Annotated in this window: 16 protein-coding genes; 9 read left to right on the top strand and 7 right to left on the bottom strand. The window is 75.3% G+C overall.

What is annotated here, in order from left to right:
- Nucleotides 1-10: 10 nt before the first annotated feature.
- The gene (locus tag ACZ501_RS21700) at nucleotides 11-184 is read right to left on the bottom strand and encodes a hypothetical protein (protein ID WP_361599958.1); all 174 of its coding nucleotides are present in this window, start codon (nucleotides 182-184) and stop codon (nucleotides 11-13) included.
- A gap of 149 nt (nucleotides 185-333) precedes the next feature.
- On the opposite strand from ACZ501_RS21700, the gene ACZ501_RS21695 reads away from it, so the two are divergent.
- The gene (locus tag ACZ501_RS21695; RefSeq protein WP_468797688.1) at nucleotides 334-1,455 is read left to right on the top strand and encodes a type ISP restriction/modification enzyme; all 1,122 of its coding nucleotides are present in this window, start codon (nucleotides 334-336) and stop codon (nucleotides 1,453-1,455) included.
- Nucleotides 1,456-1,626: 171 nt separating this feature from the next.
- Here the strand turns inward: ACZ501_RS21695 and ACZ501_RS21690 are convergent, their stop codons facing one another.
- The gene (locus ACZ501_RS21690) at nucleotides 1,627-2,352 is read right to left on the bottom strand and encodes a TetR/AcrR family transcriptional regulator (RefSeq protein WP_468797403.1); all 726 of its coding nucleotides are present in this window, start codon (nucleotides 2,350-2,352) and stop codon (nucleotides 1,627-1,629) included.
- 78 nt (nucleotides 2,353-2,430) lie between these two features.
- On the opposite strand from ACZ501_RS21690, the gene ACZ501_RS21685 reads away from it, so the two are divergent.
- On the top strand, nucleotides 2,431-3,399 hold the full coding sequence (locus tag ACZ501_RS21685; protein ID WP_361609325.1) for an ATP-binding cassette domain-containing protein: 969 nt from the start codon (nucleotides 2,431-2,433) through the stop codon (nucleotides 3,397-3,399).
- Complete coding sequence (locus tag ACZ501_RS21680) at nucleotides 3,396-4,184, top strand: ABC transporter permease (RefSeq protein ID WP_362460604.1); 789 nt, start codon at nucleotides 3,396-3,398, stop codon at nucleotides 4,182-4,184. The genes ACZ501_RS21685 and ACZ501_RS21680 overlap by 4 nt, the downstream gene beginning before the upstream one ends.
- A gap of 31 nt (nucleotides 4,185-4,215) precedes the next feature.
- On the opposite strand, the gene ACZ501_RS21675 is transcribed toward ACZ501_RS21680, so the two are convergent.
- Nucleotides 4,216-5,172, bottom strand: a complete 957-nt coding sequence (locus tag ACZ501_RS21675) for a hypothetical protein (protein ID WP_468797401.1) — start codon at nucleotides 5,170-5,172, stop codon at nucleotides 4,216-4,218.
- 125 nt (nucleotides 5,173-5,297) lie between these two features.
- Between ACZ501_RS21675 and ACZ501_RS21670 the strand changes: the two genes are divergently transcribed.
- On the top strand, nucleotides 5,298-6,494 hold the full coding sequence (locus ACZ501_RS21670) for a CaiB/BaiF CoA transferase family protein (RefSeq protein ID WP_362460598.1): 1,197 nt from the start codon (nucleotides 5,298-5,300) through the stop codon (nucleotides 6,492-6,494).
- A gap of 88 nt (nucleotides 6,495-6,582) precedes the next feature.
- Here ACZ501_RS21670 and ACZ501_RS21665 read toward each other — a convergent pair whose 3' ends face one another.
- A complete protein-coding gene (locus ACZ501_RS21665) occupies nucleotides 6,583-6,852 on the bottom strand; it encodes a hypothetical protein (protein WP_362460595.1) in 270 nt (89 codons plus the stop codon).
- Nucleotides 6,853-7,121: 269 nt separating this feature from the next.
- On the opposite strand from ACZ501_RS21665, the gene ACZ501_RS21660 reads away from it, so the two are divergent.
- Nucleotides 7,122-8,771, top strand: coding sequence for a serine/threonine-protein kinase (locus ACZ501_RS21660; RefSeq protein WP_468797399.1), 1,650 nt, complete (start codon nucleotides 7,122-7,124; stop codon nucleotides 8,769-8,771).
- Between the two features lie 35 nt (nucleotides 8,772-8,806).
- Here the strand turns inward: ACZ501_RS21660 and ACZ501_RS21655 are convergent, their stop codons facing one another.
- Complete coding sequence (locus tag ACZ501_RS21655) at nucleotides 8,807-9,616, bottom strand: SGNH/GDSL hydrolase family protein (protein ID WP_468797397.1); 810 nt, start codon at nucleotides 9,614-9,616, stop codon at nucleotides 8,807-8,809.
- A gap of 202 nt (nucleotides 9,617-9,818) precedes the next feature.
- Between ACZ501_RS21655 and ACZ501_RS21650 the strand changes: the two genes are divergently transcribed.
- Complete coding sequence (locus ACZ501_RS21650; RefSeq protein ID WP_362460588.1) at nucleotides 9,819-10,925, top strand: DUF5925 domain-containing protein; 1,107 nt, start codon at nucleotides 9,819-9,821, stop codon at nucleotides 10,923-10,925.
- A 516-nt stretch (nucleotides 10,926-11,441) separates the two neighbouring features.
- Here ACZ501_RS21650 and ACZ501_RS21645 read toward each other — a convergent pair.
- Nucleotides 11,442-11,834 (bottom strand): GntR family transcriptional regulator, encoded by a 393-nt coding sequence (locus tag ACZ501_RS21645; RefSeq protein WP_468797395.1) that lies wholly within the window; start codon nucleotides 11,832-11,834, stop codon nucleotides 11,442-11,444.
- A 72-nt stretch (nucleotides 11,835-11,906) separates the two neighbouring features.
- Between ACZ501_RS21645 and ACZ501_RS21640 the strand changes: the two genes are divergently transcribed.
- From ACZ501_RS21640 to ACZ501_RS21630, 3 genes are all read left to right on the top strand, one after another.
- Nucleotides 11,907-12,851, top strand: a complete 945-nt coding sequence (locus ACZ501_RS21640) for a GNAT family N-acetyltransferase (protein ID WP_468797393.1) — start codon at nucleotides 11,907-11,909, stop codon at nucleotides 12,849-12,851.
- A complete protein-coding gene (locus tag ACZ501_RS21635) occupies nucleotides 12,848-13,330 on the top strand; it encodes a ribonuclease FAU-1 family protein (RefSeq protein ID WP_361611068.1) in 483 nt (160 codons plus the stop codon). The genes ACZ501_RS21640 and ACZ501_RS21635 overlap by 4 nt, the downstream gene beginning before the upstream one ends.
- 218 nt (nucleotides 13,331-13,548) lie before the next feature.
- Entirely contained in the window at nucleotides 13,549-14,595 is a 1,047-nt protein-coding gene (locus ACZ501_RS21630; RefSeq protein ID WP_468797391.1) for a lytic polysaccharide monooxygenase auxiliary activity family 9 protein, read from the top strand.
- A gap of 55 nt (nucleotides 14,596-14,650) precedes the next feature.
- On the opposite strand, the gene ACZ501_RS21625 is transcribed toward ACZ501_RS21630, so the two are convergent.
- Complete coding sequence (locus ACZ501_RS21625; RefSeq protein WP_361611071.1) at nucleotides 14,651-15,511, bottom strand: esterase/lipase family protein; 861 nt, start codon at nucleotides 15,509-15,511, stop codon at nucleotides 14,651-14,653.
- Between the last annotated feature and the right edge of the window lie 643 nt (nucleotides 15,512-16,154).

The raw sequence follows: 16,154 nt of genomic DNA, 5'->3' as shown, positions 1-16,154 counted from the left end.
CCCGCGGTCGTCACTTCGCTTCCTTCTCGTCCTTCTCCTCCGCACCGCGCTCGCCCTCGGCCTGGGAGGGCGTCGTGCGCATGGTCTGCGGGTGCCGCTCCCGCTTCTCCCGCTCGTCCATGTCCTCGTCGAGCCGCTCGCCCTCGGCCTGCGACGGGGTCGAATACTCGTCGTACTGACTCATGGCCGGCTCCTCCGTGCAGCTACGTGCCACATACGTGACGTATGCGTACATAAGGAGCGTAACGCTTCGGCCGGGACACGGCCCGGCCCCGGCGGCCCGTCGCTACCATCTGCCGGGTGAGCGCTGACGTACCGCTGCTGGACGATCTGATGCCCTGGGCCGTGGCCGGCCTGCGCCTGGGCCGCGACTGGGTGGCGGCGCCCGATCCCGCCGTGCTGCGTGCCCGCTGGGAGGCGCTGACGGGCGCCGAAGGGGCGGAGCGGGAGCGGCTGTTCCGCCCGAGCCGGACCCGTACGCCCTCCGCCGGAGCGGCCGCGCTGCCGGGCCAGCGCTCGGCCACTGCCCGCTTCGCGGACGCGCCCGGTCCCTTCCCGGACCCCGTACGGGTGCTCCGCGCACCCTTCGACGAGCAGTGGCTCCTGCCCGACCAGCGGCTCATCGACTCCGCCCGCCCCGAGCTGTGGCGGGTCCTGGACGCGCGGCAGCTGTTCCTGCTGGAGGCCCCCGGCCTGCTGGTCACCGCCCACCTCCCGGCGGGCCGGCTCGGCCGGATCCGCCCGCTGCACCGGCGCCCCGGCGGGGCCGAGCCGAACCTCGCGCCGGGCCTGCCGGCCGTGCTGGGCGCCCGCCACGGCGGCCCGGTCACCCCCGAGGACGTCCTGTGCTGGATCCTGGCCGCGGGCCGCCCGGGCCCGCGGGGGTACGAGGTCCCGCTCGCGGCCGATCCGGAGCACTGGCGGGCCGGGCTGGAGCTGGGCCGCCGGCTGCTGTCCGTCCAGCTCCGCGGGGCACCGGGCGGGGAGCCGCCCCGGCTGCCCGGAGGGCGGCGGCCGTACGTGCGCGCGGCCGTCACGGCGTGGCCGGACGGGCTCGGGTACGACCCGGAGACGGAGACGCTGACCCTCGGGGACGGGACCGTGTCCCCCGTCCCGGCGGGCGCCTGGGAGTACGAGGTCCAGGGGGTCCGGGTGCTGGAGTCCTGGTTCGCCGCCCGCGGCGCGCACCGCGATCCGCAGGCGCGGGGCCTGGAGGGGCTGGGGCCGGCCGCGTGGCCGCAGGCCTGGACCTCGGAGCTGCTCGCCCTGGTGACGACCTTGGCGCTGCTGGCCGATCTGGCCCCGGAGCGGGCGGCGTTCAGCCCCGGGCCGCTGCTGCCGGCCGCGGAGCTGGAGGCCGCCGGGGTGCTGCCGCCGCCGCGCTGGGCCCGGCGGCCGGCGTCGGTGCTGGATCATCAGGAGGAGGGCCCGGGCGGGCAGTTCGCGCTGCTCTGACCCCGGCGCCGCGCCCGCGCGTCGGCCGTCGCGCGACCCGGAAGCCCGGCGCCGCACCCGCCCGCCGACCTTCGCGCGACCCGGGAGCCCGGCGCAGCACCCGCCCGCCGGCCGTCACGCGACCCGGAAGCCCGGCGCCGCGCCCCCGCGCGGGTGCCCCGGTGGCCGGCCTCAGGCGTCCCAGGCCGCCAGCAGCCGGGACACCGCACGGTCGAAGACCGCCGTCATGTCCGGCCCGGCGGACGTCACCGGGGTGCCCTCGCCGAGGGCCTCCGCGAGCCGCGGGTACTCCCCGGTGGCCAGCCGGGAGCCGAGCCAGGCCGCGCGTACGCCCTGCTCGGCGGCCTCGCTCCAGGGCAGCGCGCGGGCCCGTTCGGCCAGGGCGAGCTCCCCCGCCACGAAGGTGGCGACCATGCCGTTGATCGCCGCGATCAGCTCCAGCTTCTCGCCCCCGGGAGCCTCCAGCGGCTCCAGGCAGGCCAGGCAGTACTCCAGGTACCGCAGGGCCTGGGGGCCGAAGCCGTAGACCGGGCTCAGCAGCCGGGGAAGCCAGGGGTGGCGGCGCATCAGGGCGCGGGTCTGGCGGGTCAGGGCGAGCAGGTCGGCCCGCCAGTCGCCGCTCGGCGGGGCCAGCTCGTACTCCCCGCTGACCGCGTCGACCATCAGCTCGTACAGGTCCTCCTTGCGGGGGACGTAGTTGTACAGGGACATCGTCCCGGCGCCGATCCCCGCCGCCACGCGCCGCATGGAGACGGCGTCGATCCCCTCCGCGTCGGCGATCCGCACCGCCTCGGCCGCGATCGAGTCGCGGCTGTGCGCGGGCCTGGGCCCGCGGCCGGCCCGTTGCGGCCGGGCCCAGATCACTTCGGGTTCGGCTGGGCGCCCGCCGGCTGCCATCGGTCACATCACCTCGTCGTCGTCTCGGGCTCCCATCTTAGTTACGTACAGCGTACGGAGTGCGGTAGGGTGCGGCGCATGACAACTACGTACGCCGTACTTAGTGAGGGTCTGGAGAAGCACTACGGCGAGGTGCACGCCCTGCGCGGGCTGGACCTGGCCGTTCCGGAGGGCACCGTCTGCGGGCTGCTGGGCCCCAACGGCGCGGGAAAGACCACCGCCGTGCGCATCCTCACCACCCTCACCGCGCCCACCGCCGGCCGCGCCCTGGTGGCCGGCCACGAGGTCACCGGCGACCCGGCCGCCGTACGCCGCGCCATCGGGGCCACCGGCCAGTACGCCTCCGTAGACGGGGACCTGACCGGCCGTGAGAACCTCCGGCTGTTCGCCCGCCTCGCCGGCCTGCGGGGCCGGGCCGTACGCGCCCGCGCCGACGAGCTGCTGGAGCGCTTCGGGCTCGGCGAGGCCGCCGACCGGGTCGCCTCGACCTGGTCCGGCGGCATGAAGCGGCGCCTGGACCTGGCCGCCGGGCTCGTCACCCGACCCCGAGTCCTGTTCCTCGACGAACCCACGACCGGCCTGGATCCGGCGGCCCGCGAGCAGATCTGGACCGCCGTGCGCGACCTCGCAGACTCGGGTACCACGGTGCTGCTCACCACCCAGTACCTGGAGGAGGCCGACCGCCTCGCCGACGGCGTCGTCGTCGTGGACCGCGGCCGGGCCGTCGCCACCGGCACCCCCGCCGCCCTCAAGGCCCGCATCGGCGCCCGCGCCGAGGTCACCGTCGCCGAGCCGGCCGCCCTCGCGGGCGCGGCCGCGGTCCTCGACCGGCTCACCGGCGGCCGCCCCGCGCTGGACGAGGAGCGGCTCACCGCCGCGGTGACCGTCCTGGACGCCTCGCTCACCCTGCCCCGGATCATCCGGGAGCTGGACACCGCCCAGATCCTGGTGACCGACGCGAGCCTGCGCCCGCCCACCCTCGACGAGGTGTTCCTGCGCCTCACCCGGACCCCGGCCCCCCTCCAGGAGAAGGAGAACGCGGCATGACCACCCTGCTGTCGGACGGCGGCGCCGTCCTCACCCGCCAGCTCCAGAAGGCCCGGCACGCCCCGGCCCTGCTGGTCCTGACCCAGACCATGCCGATCATGATGCTGCTGTTCTTCGGGTACGTGTTCGGCAGCGCGCTCGCCATGCCGGGCGCCGAGTACCGCGAGTTCCTGGTGCCCGGGCTGCTCGCCGCGACCGCCGCGAACGGCCTGATGACCGGCATGTTCACCGCCGCACAGGACGCCCACCGCGGGGTGACCGACCGCTTCCGGACGCTGCCGATGAGCCGGGCCGCGGTCCCGCTGGGGCAGACCGCCGCCGACCTGCTGACCACGGCGGTGTCGATGGTGCCGCTGATGCTGGTGGGGCTGGCGATGGGCTGGCGGGTCGAGAACGGCCTGCCGGGGGCGCTGGGGGCGCTCGGCGTGCTGCTTCTGTTCCGCTTCGCCACCGCCTGGGTGGGGACGTACCTCGGGCTGGTGAGCCGCAGCGAGGAAGCCGCGGGGCAGCTCGGCAGCGCGACCTTCGTGCTGCCGATGCTGTCCAGCGCCTACCTGCCGACGGCCGGACTGCCCGGCTGGCTGCGGACGGTCGCGGAGTGGAACCCGATCAGCGCCGTCGCCACCGCCGTACGGGAGCTGTGCGGCAACGCGGGCGGTGCGGGCGCGCCCGGCGCCGCGTGGCCGGCGGCGCATCCGGTGGCGGGCGCGGTGCTGTGGTCACTGCTCCTGCTGGCGCTCTTCGTGCCGCCGACCGCGCGACGGTTCGCGCGCGGCCGGGACTGAGGAAGGGTCAGGGCGCGGTCGCCGCAAGGCGTCACGGCACCGGCGTGACCGGCACCTGCACGGTCACCGGGACCGTCGCCGTCTGCGGGTTGCCGTCGAGCGCGTCCGTCAGGGACGTCCGGGTGTCGGCCGTGAAGCGGCAGCCGACGACGGCGAGCCCGCACACCCGGTAGCGGACGACCACCGAAGCGGTGGCACCGGACCGGATCGAGCCCACCGTCTGCGGCACCGGGCCGAGCCGGGTGATCCCGGAGCCCGTGGGCAGGGCGTCGAGGAGCTTGACGTTGAAGGCGTCGCCGGAGCCCGAGTTCCGGATCCGGTACTCGACGCTCAGCGTGCGGGTGAGGTAGTTGCCGATCCCGCCCCAGTAGGCGCGGTGGGTCACGGCCACCTGCGGCTGGAGGAGCGAGATGCTCCCCAGGAGGTCCAGACCCCACGGCTTGCCGGGGCCGGGGGTGGCGTCGGCGTTGAGGCTGAAGCTTCCGCCGCCCGAGGCACCCCGGTAGGCGTTGGCCGAGGTGGTGTTCGACACGACGTGCCAGGCTCCGGTCCCCGACGCCGTGGTCCCGTTGTACGAGAGGCCGGGGGCGTCGCAGCTGCCGCCGTCCAGCTGCACGGTCACGAACCCCCGTGCGTTGGCGATGGTCACCTGGGTGTCGGCCGCGGGGAGCGCGGCCTGGGTGCCGCCGACCCGGAAGGGCAGGTGGACGGCCATCTGGCTGGGCAGTGCGGAGAAGACCCCGGGGCCCAGCGCGGCGCCGCCCCCGAGCGTCCGGCCGTCGGTGAGCGGTCCGGCCGGGCAGCCCGGTACGCTCGTCACGACGCCGTCGGCGCCGGACCCGCTCACGGTCACCGGATCCGGGCCCCGCCCGGCCGCCCCGGCCGGGGCCACCGTCACCGCCAAGCCCGCCAGCAGCGCTGTCACGACGACCGCCGCCCGCCGGGCTGCGGAGCGGGCGGGGGATGCGGCGGCGGTCGGGGCTCTCATGGGCGACCCTTCGGTACGGCGCGACGGCGGACGCCCGCACCTTAGGCATACAATCCGGACATTCCGCTGGACTTGGGCCCCGGACACGGGTGACAGACCCCGCTGTCACCCGGTAGGCAGGCCCCATGGCTACCGAACCCCTCCCCCTCGACGGCATCACCGTCGTCGCCGTCGAGCAGGCCGTCTCCGCTCCCTTCGCCACCCGCCAGCTCGCCGACCTCGGCGCCCGGGTGATCAAGGTCGAGCGTCCTGACGGCGGTGACTTCGCCCGCGCCTACGACACCGCCGCCCACGGCCTGGCCTCGCACTTCGTCTGGGCCAACCGGGGCAAGGAGTCCCTGGCCCTCGACTTGAAGGACCCGCGGGGGCTGGAGGTGCTGCACGGCCTGCTCGGCGGCGCCGACGTGTTCGTGCAGAACCTCGCCCAGGGCGCCGCGGCCCGGCTCGGGCTCGACGCGGCCGCGCTGTGCGCCCGTTACCCGCGCCTGGTCGCGGTCGACGTCTCCGGCTACGGCGCGCAGGGCCCGTACGCCCACAAGCGCGCCTACGACATGCTCGTGCAGTGCGAGGCGGGGCTGGTCTCCGTGACGGGCACCCCGGAGCGGCCCGTGAAGGCGGGGATCCCGGCCGCGGACATCGCCGCCGCCATGTACGCCTTCTCGGGAGTGCTCGCCGCCCTGCTGCGCCGCGGGGTCACCGGGCGCGGCGGGCCGGTGGAGGTGTCGATGCTGGACGCGCTCGCGGAGTGGATGGGGCATCCGCTGCACCACACGATGCACGGCGGTGAACAGCCCGTACGGACCGGCCTGGCGCACGCCGTGATCGCGCCGTACGACGCCTACGCGACGGCCGACGGGGACCGGGTGCTGCTGTCGGTGCAGAACGACCGGGAGTGGCGGCGCCTCGCGGTCCAGGTGCTGGACCGGCCGGACCTGGCGCAGGACCCGGCGTACGCGACGAACGCGGCCCGCACCCGGGGCCGGGAGAAGACCGACGCGGTGGTGGCCGAGGTCCTCGGCCGGCTCGGGGCGGACGAGGCCGTCGCACGGCTGGAGGCGGCCGGGATCGCCTGCGCGCGGCTCAACTCGGTGGAGCGGCTGGCCGCGCACCCCCAGCTGGCGGCACGCGAACGCTGGCGGGAGGTGGACACCCCGGCGGGCCCGCTGCGGGCGCTGCTGCCGCCGATCGGGCTGCCGGGTGGCGCGGAACCGCGGATGGGCGCGGTGCCCGCGCTCGGCGAACACACCGACGCCTTGCTGCGCGCCCTGGGGATGACGGGCGCGCAGATCACGGCACTGCGCCGGGACGGTGTGATCGCCTGAGGCCGGGGGTGACGCCGGGACTGTCCGGGGTCACCGGACGGGGGACGGGCCGGGGTGCAGCCGGACGGGGGACCGGCTGCGCGGGCTGTTACGAGCGGCGGCTGCCGAAGAGCGTGCGCCGCAGCCTGCGCAGCGGTGCGAAGAGCGCGACGCGCGCGCTCCGGCTCCGCTGGACGTGGGTGTGGTCGCGCGCGGTCAGCTCACGCATCAGCAGGGTCGCCTCGGCGACCTCGTGGTGCGGGGCGGCGGGTCCGCCCAGCACGGCGAGGTGGCGGTCGAGGCGCGAGCTGACCGCGCTGCTGCCGCAGGTGATGGCAGGCACGCGAGGCGGCCTGCTGCGCATTGCTATCTGTTCCATGTCTCTCCCCACCCGTACGAGGGCACCCGGCCCGGGCAGGTTAACCCTATCGCCCCGGCTGCGCCCGCGGGTATCCCGGTGGTGTGAATTACCCCTGTAATTACGGGTAGTTGACGATTACTCAGCGGAGTCATCCGTCACTCTCCGTACCAATGGGGTGACTTGGGGGGCCGCTCGCAGCGGTCGGTGACAGGGCCGTCACGGCGGGGGCGGCCCGGCGGCTCCTGCGCTAACTTGGAGTGATCACCCGGTGGCACAGGGGGGTTCGCGTGAGTGGGAACGAAAACGGGGAGGCCGGGCGTGTCATCGCCGGCCGGTACCGGTTGCTCGGCGAGCTGGGCCGCGGCGGCATGGGACTCGTGTGGCGGGCCCGCGACGAGGTCCTGGGCCGGGAGGTCGCGGTCAAGGAGGTACGGGCCCCCGCCGGACTGGACGCGGCCGAGGTCGAGCGGCTGTACCGGCGGCTGGAGCGGGAGGCGTGGGCGGCGGCCCGCATCTCGCACCGCGGGGTGGTCATGATCTACGACGTCGCGAGCGAGGGCGGCCGGCCCTGGATCGTGATGGAGCTGGTGCGCGGGCTCTCCCTGGCGGAGGTGCTGGAGGGCGAGGGCCCGATGAGTCCGCAGCGGGCCGCGGACATCGGCGAGCAGGTGCTGGCCGCGCTGCGCTCCGCCCACGACGCGGGGGTGCTGCACCGCGACGTGAAGCCGGCCAACGTCCTGGTCGCCAACGACGGGCGGGTGGTGCTCAGCGACTTCGGGATCGCCCGGCTGGAGGGATCGGCCGCGCTCACGATGACCGGAGAGGTGATCGGCTCCCCCGAGTTCCTGGCACCGGAGCGGGCGTTGGGCCGTGAGCCCGGCCCCGAGTCGGACCTGTGGTCGCTCGGGGTGATGCTGTACGCGGCCGTGGAGGGGGTCCCGCCCTTCCGCGCGGAGACCCCGGTGGCCACCCTGCAGGCCGTGGTCGACGCGGAGTTGCCCCCGCCTCGCCGGGCCGGGCCGCTGGGACCGGTGCTGGAGGGGCTGCTGCGCAAGGACCCCGCCGCGCGGCTGCCCGCCGCGGAGGCCGCCCGGATGCTGCGGGTGGTCGGCGCGGGCGGGACGGTACGGGAGGCGGGCGGGCCGGTGTCGGGGCCGGGCGCGCCGACGGCCACCACGCGGGCGGCGTACGACGCGGGGTACGGGCCGACCCGGTCGATGCCGGTACCGGTACCGGTGGCGCCGGCGGAACCGGAGCGGCCCGGGCGGGGACAGCGGCGGGCCGGGGTGGTGCTGGCCCTCGGGATCGCGGTGCTGCTGCTGGCCCTGGCCCTGCTGGGGTGGCTGCTGCTGCGGGACACCGGGGGCGGGCGGGGGCCGGGCGGCGGCCCGACGGCGTCGGCCTCCGCTACGGCGCCGGCGTCGGCCTCCGCTTCGGCGTCCGAGACCGCGTCCGCGTCCGCGTCCGCCAGTGCGGCGCCCGCGCAGAGCGTCACCCTCTACGTCCACACCGTGCGCGCCGCGTACGGCGGGAGCTGCCCGCCGCCCGAGGTGCTCGCGCCCGCCTTCACCGGCACCATCGAGGTGGCCCGGACCCCGGCCGTGGTGGAGTACCGCTGGGTCAGGCGCGAGGGGGGTGCGGGGGCGGCCGCGGAGTGGCGCAGCATCGCGTACGAGGCCGGCGGGGCGCGTACCCGCCAGCTCGACCACACCGAGCCGGGTGACGGCGAGCCGGCCGGCGCGGGCGTCCACGACGCGGTCCGGCTGGAGGTGCGCGCGCCGGCGCAGACGGCGTCGGCGTGGCTGGAGTACTCCGTGACGTGCGAGGAGGAGACCCCGACGGGCGGGGTCTCCTCCCCCGGCTCCCCCGCCCCCTCCGGTTCACCGGCGGAGACGGCGACGCCTTCCCCGGCGCCGAGCGCCGGGGTGAGCCCTTAGGCCTGGCCGTCGCGCCCGGCCCAAGGGCTCGGCCCTCAGACCTGGCCCGAGAAGACGGGCAGGTAGCCGCTGGACTGTCCGGTGGCGGTGGGGTGGTAGGACTCGCCGATGTTGGCCCAGTTGACGCTGTGCAGCCAGGCGCTGCCGGAGCAGATCTCGTGTCCGGTGAAGGCGCCGACGACCGAGGCGAAGGCGTAGCCGTGGTCGGCGGCGCGTTTGGCGATGGCGGCGTTGAGGTAGTCCGCCGCGCCGTTGATGGCGGAGCGCTCGCCCTCGGTGAGGCCGGCGACGCAGGTGCCGTTCAGCTTGTAGAAGCGGGGGTAGCCGAGGACGACGACCCGGGCGGCGGGGGCGCGGCCGCGGATGGCGTCGTAGACCTGGTCGAGTTGTCCGGGAAGGGTGGAGTCGACGTACCTCTTGGCTTCGTTGACGCGGCTGACGCAGGTGGATTCGGACTGCAGGACACAGGTCGTCATCACGTCGGAGAAGCCCGCGTCGTTGCCGCCGACGGTGATGCTGACCAGGTCGGTGCCGGAGTTGAGCGGGCCGAGCTGGTTGGCGAGGACGTCACCGGTACGGGCTCCGGAGCACGCGGTGAAGGCGAAGGTCTGCGGGGAGTGGGCGGCGGCCCACAGGGCGGGGTAGGCGCGGGTGGTGCGCTTGCAGCTGCCGCTGGAGCCGTCGTAGTTGCCGGCGCCGACGCCGGAGGAGTACGAGTCGCCGAGGGCGACGTAGCCGAAGTCGGCCTGTGCGGCGGCCGCCTGGCCGGCGCCGAACAGGGCGGCGCCCGCGGCGAGTAACAGGGAGGAGGCCAGGGCGGCGAGGCGCGGCATTCGTTTGCTCATGTGTGCGGCTCCTTGTGGGGGGTTACTCCTGAGTCCGTGGTACAAGGAGCCGGGGCTGTCTGGAAGTGTCCATGCCAAGAATGTTCGGCGCAGGATTGGCGAGGACACATGGCCGGAATCTTCACGCGCGATGTGTTTGAAGAGGGAACCCGGGCACCCGTCCGGGGAAACACAGGTGCATGGGGGCAGTTCGTGCCGGATCATGGGCGCCATGCCAGCAGACCCGCATGACGCGCTGCCGATCCGGCTCCATGTCGACGACAGCGACTCACCGTCGGACGTCGTCGACGCGCTGTTCCTCGGCCGGTTCGCGACCGGCGAGCAGCCGTACGCGCAGAGCGTCACGATCGAGCGGGTGAAGGCGGAAGCCACCCTGCTGCCCCCGCGGGCCACCGTGCTGCGCGCGGCACGCGACACCGACCGCAGCGCGACGCTCGCCGAGGGCGAGGGCTGGACGGTCCTGGTCTCCCGCTGGAGCCGGGGGGCGGACGTGACCGTGACGGCGGTCAGCGACGAGCTCGCGCAGAAGGTGCTCGGTGAGGCCACGGAGGGCGCCCGGGACGAGCCCGAACCGCAGCCGGAGAACGTCACGATGGGCTTCTGGTACGTCTCCCCGCGCCGCGGCCCGTACCGCACGACCCGGCAGATCTCCGCCGGCACCTGGGAGGAGGTCCGGCCGAACTACACGGAGCCGGTGGCCCGGGCGATGGACCGGCTGATGAAGGTCACCCCGGACGACATCGCGGGCCGGCTGCTCCTGCTGCACGGCCCGCCGGGCACCGGCAAGACCTCGGCGCTGCGCACGCTCGCGCGGTCGTGGCGGGACTGGTGCCAGGTGGACTGCGTCCTGGACCCGGAGCGGCTGTTCAACGACGTGGGCTACCTCATGGACATCGCCATCGGCGAGGACGAGGGCACGGCGAAGGGGAGGTGGCGGCTGCTGCTCCTGGAGGACTGCGACGAGCTGATCCGCGGCGAGGCGCGGCACACGGCGGGACAGGCGCTGTCCCGGCTGCTGAACCTGACGGACGGTCTGTTGGGGCAGGGCCGCAACGTCCTGGTCGGCGTCACGACGAACGAGGACCTGGAGCGGCTGCACCCGGCGGTGGTCCGGCCGGGGCGGTGCCTGGCCCGCATCGAGGTCGGCCGGCTGACCCACCCGGAGGCGGTGGAGTGGCTCGGCACGGACGAGGGCGTCTCCCGCGAGGGGGCTTCGCTGGCCGAACTCTTCGCCCTCCGGCGCGGCACGGGCCCCGGGGCGGTCCTCCCGCCCCAACCCCACTCGCCGGAGGCGGGCCTGTACCTCTGATTTTCCACGCGCCGCTCACACGGGCTCGGCCGCGAGCGGCCTCCCCTTTCCACGCGCCGCTCACACGGCTCGGCCGCGAGCGGCCTTCCCGGCTTCGCGCCGCTGCGCCGGACTCCGTCCGTCGACCCGTCAGGCGGGGCCGGCGCCCCTCAACAGGGGTGGTCCGTCGCCTGCGAGTGGTGGGCCGCTGCGCGGGCTGGTTCCCCTACCCGCCCTTCGCCCGTTCCCCGGGGCCCAGCCCCGAACCCCTGAGGGCGCAGCCCCGAACCTTCGGGGGCGCAGCCCCGGACCTTTGGGGCACAGCCCCGGACCCTCGGGGGCGCAGCCCCGGACCTTCGGGACTCGGCCCCGGACCCTCGGGGGCACAGCCCCGGACCCCTGGGGCGCAGCCCCGGACCTTCGGGGCACAGCCCCGGAGGCTTGGGGCTCAGCCCCGGATGCCGGCAGGCTCCGCCCCCGGTCTCCTGGCGCGGGGCCCCCGGAGCTCCCGAAACTGCGGCCCCAGGCCCCCGCGTGTCAGGGCGAGGCGGTCCCGTAGCGGGCCCGCAGGGCCGCGGTGGCGGCCGCCAGGGCTTCGGCTTCCGTGAGGCCCAGCCGGTGCGCGCGCTCCGCGTAGGACTGGGCGGCCGCCGCCGCCTCCCGCGAGGAACCCTCCGCCGCCGCGACGAACGTCCCGTTCCGCCCCCGCGTCTCGATCACCCCGTCGCCCTCCAGCGCCCGGTACGCCTTCGCGACGGTGTTCGCGGCCAGCCCCAGCTCCTCCGCCAGCCCCCGCACCGTCGGCAGCTTGTAGCCCGCCGGCAGTTCCCCCGACCGGGCCCGGTCCGCGATCTGCGCGCGCAGCTGTTCGTACGGGGCGGCCGAGCCGGCCGAGCCGTCGATCCTGATCTTGAGATTGGTCGAGGTCACGGCGCCGATTCTCCCCCATCCGCCCGGTAATTCGCAGGCGCTGCCCGCATCCCCGGCCGTAACGTCCGTCCCATGACCATCCACGTCCGTGACATCCGTCCCGATGACGCTTCCGACGCCGAAGCCGTCGTACGGGTCCTCCGGGCCGCGCTGCCCTTCCTGGTCACCACCCCCGCCGGCGTGGCCCACGAACTCGCCTCCGCCCACCCCGCGAAGCACCACCGGATCCTCCTCGCCGAGACCCCCGACGGCCATCCGGTCGGCACCGCGCAGGCCGGCCTCGCGTATGACAGCCCCGAGCCCGGCCTGTCGTACGTGAACCCCTACGTCGACCCCGCCCACCGCGGTCTCGGCGCCGGGACCGCGCTGCTGCGTGCGGCCGAGGAGCACCTCGCGGCGCGGGGCGCGGTGGACGCGTACGCCTGGGTGCTGGACGAGCCCGCCCAACGGGGCTTCGCCGAGCGGCACGGCTACCGTCCCAGCCGCTCGGCGCACTTCCTGCGCCTGGACCTGGCGGCGGGCGCCCTGCCGCCGCTGCCGCGGGAGCTGCCCGCCGGTGTGGAGCTGCGTCCCGGGTCCGCCTTCGCGGCGGACCCCCGGCCGCTGTACGAGGCCGACGCCGAGGTGACGGCCGACGAGCCGGGTGACGTACCGGTGGTCCTGGACGACTACCAGGACTGGCTGGACGGCGTCTGGCACCAGCCCACCCTCGACCACGCACTGACGACGGTGGTCCTGGTCGACGGGGCCGTGGCCGCCTTCAGCGCCGCGCGGACGGACGGCGCGACCCGCTACTCCTCGGCGATGACCGGCACCCTGCGCGCCTTCCGCGGCCGCGGGCTGGCCAAACTCGCCAAGACCGACTCGCTGCACCGGGCCCGCGCGGCCGGGTACACCGAGGCCTTCACCGGCAACGACGCCGGGAACGGCCCGATGCTGGCTGTCAACGCCTGGTTCGGGTACGAGGTCTGCGCGACCGAGACCCGACACACGAAGAGACTGGGAGCCGCGAGATGACAGCACGCTGGACCGTCACCCTGACCAAGGCCGGCCGCACCAAGATCAGCTACCCGGCGGCGCAGGTGGCCGACGACGGGGACCGGATCTCGGTGCGCGCGCCCTGGGCGGCGGAGGGGGCGCGGGACTTCGGGTTCGTCCGCTTCGAGCCCGGTGACGTGTTCGTGGAGCACTTCTGGAGGACGCGCTGGTACGCGGTCAAGGAGGTGTGGACCGGCGACGGCATCCTCAAGGGCTGGTACTGCGACATCACCCGCCCGGCCGTGGTCCGCGGGGACGAGATCGTGGTCGAGGACCTGGACCTGGACCTGTGGGTGTCGGCGGACGGGCAGTCGGTGCTGCGGCTGGACGAGGACGAGTTCGCGTCGAGCGGGCTGGCGCAGAGCGACCCGGAGGCGGCGGCGCGCGCCGTACGGGCCCTGGACGCCCTGGACGACCAGGCCCGCACGCCGGAAGGCCTGGCCGCCCTGCTCACCTAGGCCTTCTGGGGGCCGTATCTGTGGGCCCGCTTAGGCCTTCCTTAAGCGCACCCTAAGGATGCGCTCCGGGGGCCCGATCCGGGCCGGGCGGGCCGGGCGGCGGGCTAGCTTGGCGGGGCCAGGGAGAGCCGGTGCGGCGCCGGGCCCGACGGGGGGCGGCGCCGCGCCGGCCGGTTCCGCTGGCGCTCCCCCGCCTTGCGCCCGAAGGAGATCCGCCCATGCCCGCTCGCCGTGCCCGTACCGCCGTCCGTGTCGCCGCCGCCGGTTTCGCCCCGCTCGCGGTGGCCGCGTACGCCGCCGTGCCCGCGGCCGCCCACGGTTCGATGACGGACCCGGTCAGCCGGGTGGCGGCGTGTTACGCGGAGGGCCCCGAGGCACCGAAGTCGGCGGCGTGCAAGGCGGCCGTCGCGGCGGGCGGGCCGCAGGCGTTCTACGACTGGAACGCGGTGAACATCGCCAACGCGGCCGGCAAGAGCAGGTCGCTGATCCCGGACGGGCAGCTGTGCTCGGCGGGCAACGCCACGTACAAGGGGCTGGACCTGCCCCGCGCCGACTGGCCGGCCTCCCCGATGACCGCCGGGGCGCACACCTTCCGCTACAAGGGGACCGCCCCGCACAAGGGCTCCTTCGAGCTGTACGTGACGAAGGACGGCTACGACCCGTCCAAGCCGCTGAAGTGGTCCGACCTGGAGCCCGCGCCGTTCGCGAAGGCCACCGACCCGGGCATGCAGAACGGCGACTACGTCTTCGGCGGGACGGTCCCCGAGAAGTCCGGCCGCCACCTGATCTACAGCGTCTGGCAGCGCTCGGACAGCCCGGAGGCCTTTTACACCTGCTCGGACGTGGTCTTCGGCAAGGACAGCGGCGGCGGCGCAGGCGGTACGGGGACCACCGCCCCGAGCGCGAAGCCCAGCACCGGCGCCGGCGCCTCCACCAAGCCCGTCGAGCCGCCCAAGGCCCCGACGGACCAGCAGATCTCCGACGGCGCGGACAAGTCCACGGTCGAGCACCACGGCCACGGCGACAACGACCCGAAGACGAACGGCCGGAGCGCCGCCTCCCCGGTCCCCGCCCCGCCGGCGGCCGCCTCCCCCTCGGCCGCGCCCTCACCGGCCGGCGGCACCGGCGGCGGCCTCGCCGAGACCGGCGGCAGCTCCGCGACCCCGGTGATCGCGATCGCCGGGGCCGGGGTGCTGGCCGCCGGAGCGGCGGTGCTGTTCGCCCTGGCCCGCCGCCGGGCGACCGGGGGCCCCTCCCGGCGGTAGCCGGGGAGGACCGGCCCGGCTACCGCCGGCGGGTACCGGGCGGGCCGCCCGCGCGTCAGTCGAAGACCGACGCGCAGGTGGTCCGTTCGGCGTGCGCGGGGTCGAGGGCGTTGAGCGCCTCGTGCCAGGCGATCCGGTCGGTCAGGCCGATGGCCACGTGCTCCGAGAGGTCCAGCGGGCACAGGTCCTGGAGGACGACGTTGCGCACCCCGGGCCCGTCCAGGAAGGCGCTCCGGTAGGGGGTGACCACCTCGTCGTACTGGGTGGCGATGACCGTGTACGCCACTCCGGGGACGGTGTCGCCGCCCGCGTTGAGCTTCTGCTGGAAGGCGGAGCCGGCGATCTGGTCGGCGAGCCCCGGGGTCGCGGTGCTGATCAGGTCCTGGGCGCCGGGGAAGTACGGGAGCAGCTGCGTGAGTCCCGACAGGGTGGTGCCGTGGTTGTCGGGGGCGAGGCCGACGAGGGCGTTGACCTTGGCTGCGCCGCCCAGGAACTTGAGGTAGTAGCGCGGCATCATGCCGCCCTGGGAGTGGCCGACGAGGTCGGCCTCGGCGGCGCCGGTGGAGGCCAGGACCTTGTCGACGAAGGCGTCGAGCTGTCCGGCGGACTTCTCGATGGGGCCGAGCCCGTTGAAGAGGGGCACGCCGGGCAGCTGGCCGTAGTCGAGGGAGTAGACGCAGTAGCCGCGGTGGACGAGGTAGGGCGCGAAGCCGAGCCAGTTGTCGACGGAGTTGCCGAAGGTGCCGTGGACGAGGACGACGGGGCGGGGGTGCGCGGCGGACGGCTTGCAGGACCAGTTGTTCCAGCCGCTGCTGGGTGCGGTCGCGGCCTGGGCGGCGCCGGTGGGGGCGACGAGCGCGGCGGCGGTGAGGGTGAGGACGGCCAGCGGGCGGAGCAGGCGTCTCCAGGGCAGCATCGTGTGATCTCCTTGCAGGTCAAGGGGAAAAGCGTGGGGATTCGTCCCGTGATCCGGATCACATGGGGGGGCTGCTGGCGCCAAATTACGGGCCGGTAGCAGGACTTGGAAGTTACGCGTCGGTAAAAACTCGCGTGTCGAGGATTCCTCCGGTACCGCTCAGGAACAATGGGCGCCCCCCGACACGGACGTGAGGTGAGCGCGGCCATGCAGAGGCCCCCCGGAGCCGGCACCGCCCTGGCCGCCCCGCCCGCTCTGGCGGCCGACCCGCTGGTCGCGGCCGTCACCGGGGCCGCCGTACGCGTCCTGGCGCCGGAGGCGGAGCGGACCGCCGTGAGCGGGGTGCCCCGTACGCATCTGGACGCGCTCGCCGCCGCGGGCGCGTACGGGTTGGTCGGATACGAACCGGACCCGGCGGGCGGGCTCACGGCCCGTCAGGTGGTCCGGGAGGTGCACGAGGTGCTGGCGGCGGTGGACCCGTCGACCTGGTTCGTGTGGACCCAGCACGTCCCGGCGGCCAAGGCCCTGCTCCAGGCGTCCGGCCCCGCGGGGGCCGCCCTGCGCGCGAGCCTGCTGCCGGCCCTCGCCCGCGGTGAGCGGCGCGCCACCGCCGGCTTCGCCTTCCTGCGCCATCCGCGCCCGC

This window comes from Streptomyces sp. NPDC034085 (genome assembly GCF_055575555.1).
Note: the sequence above shows the minus strand (reverse complement) of the source record. Positions and strands in the feature narration are given on the sequence as shown.

Bases quoted from the DNA above. Each gene is read 5' to 3' on its own strand.
- ACZ501_RS21670 (WP_362460598.1), top strand. From the start codon at position 5,298: ATGGCTACCGAACCCCTCCCCCTCGACGGCATCACCGTCGTCGCCGTC.
- ACZ501_RS21640 (WP_468797393.1), top strand. From the start codon at position 11,907: ATGACCATCCACGTCCGTGACATCCGTCCCGATGACGCTTCCGACGCC.
- ACZ501_RS21695 (WP_468797688.1), top strand. From the start codon at position 334: ATGCCCTGGGCCGTGGCCGGCCTGCGCCTGGGCCGCGACTGGGTGGCG.
- ACZ501_RS21690 (WP_468797403.1), bottom strand. From the start codon at position 2,352: ATGGCAGCCGGCGGGCGCCCAGCCGAACCCGAAGTGATCTGGGCCCGG.
- ACZ501_RS21635 (WP_361611068.1), top strand. From the start codon at position 12,848: ATGACAGCACGCTGGACCGTCACCCTGACCAAGGCCGGCCGCACCAAG.
- ACZ501_RS21625 (WP_361611071.1), bottom strand. From the start codon at position 15,511: ATGCTGCCCTGGAGACGCCTGCTCCGCCCGCTGGCCGTCCTCACCCTC.
- ACZ501_RS21700 (WP_361599958.1), bottom strand. From the start codon at position 184: ATGAGTCAGTACGACGAGTATTCGACCCCGTCGCAGGCCGAGGGCGAG.
- ACZ501_RS21650 (WP_362460588.1), top strand. From the start codon at position 9,819: ATGGGCGCCATGCCAGCAGACCCGCATGACGCGCTGCCGATCCGGCTC.
- ACZ501_RS21630 (WP_468797391.1), top strand. From the start codon at position 13,549: ATGCCCGCTCGCCGTGCCCGTACCGCCGTCCGTGTCGCCGCCGCCGGT.
- ACZ501_RS21675 (WP_468797401.1), bottom strand. From the start codon at position 5,172: ATGAGAGCCCCGACCGCCGCCGCATCCCCCGCCCGCTCCGCAGCCCGG.
- ACZ501_RS21680 (WP_362460604.1), top strand. From the start codon at position 3,396: ATGACCACCCTGCTGTCGGACGGCGGCGCCGTCCTCACCCGCCAGCTC.
- ACZ501_RS21665 (WP_362460595.1), bottom strand. From the start codon at position 6,852: ATGGAACAGATAGCAATGCGCAGCAGGCCGCCTCGCGTGCCTGCCATC.
- ACZ501_RS21685 (WP_361609325.1), top strand. From the start codon at position 2,431: ATGACAACTACGTACGCCGTACTTAGTGAGGGTCTGGAGAAGCACTAC.
- ACZ501_RS21655 (WP_468797397.1), bottom strand. From the start codon at position 9,616: ATGAGCAAACGAATGCCGCGCCTCGCCGCCCTGGCCTCCTCCCTGTTA.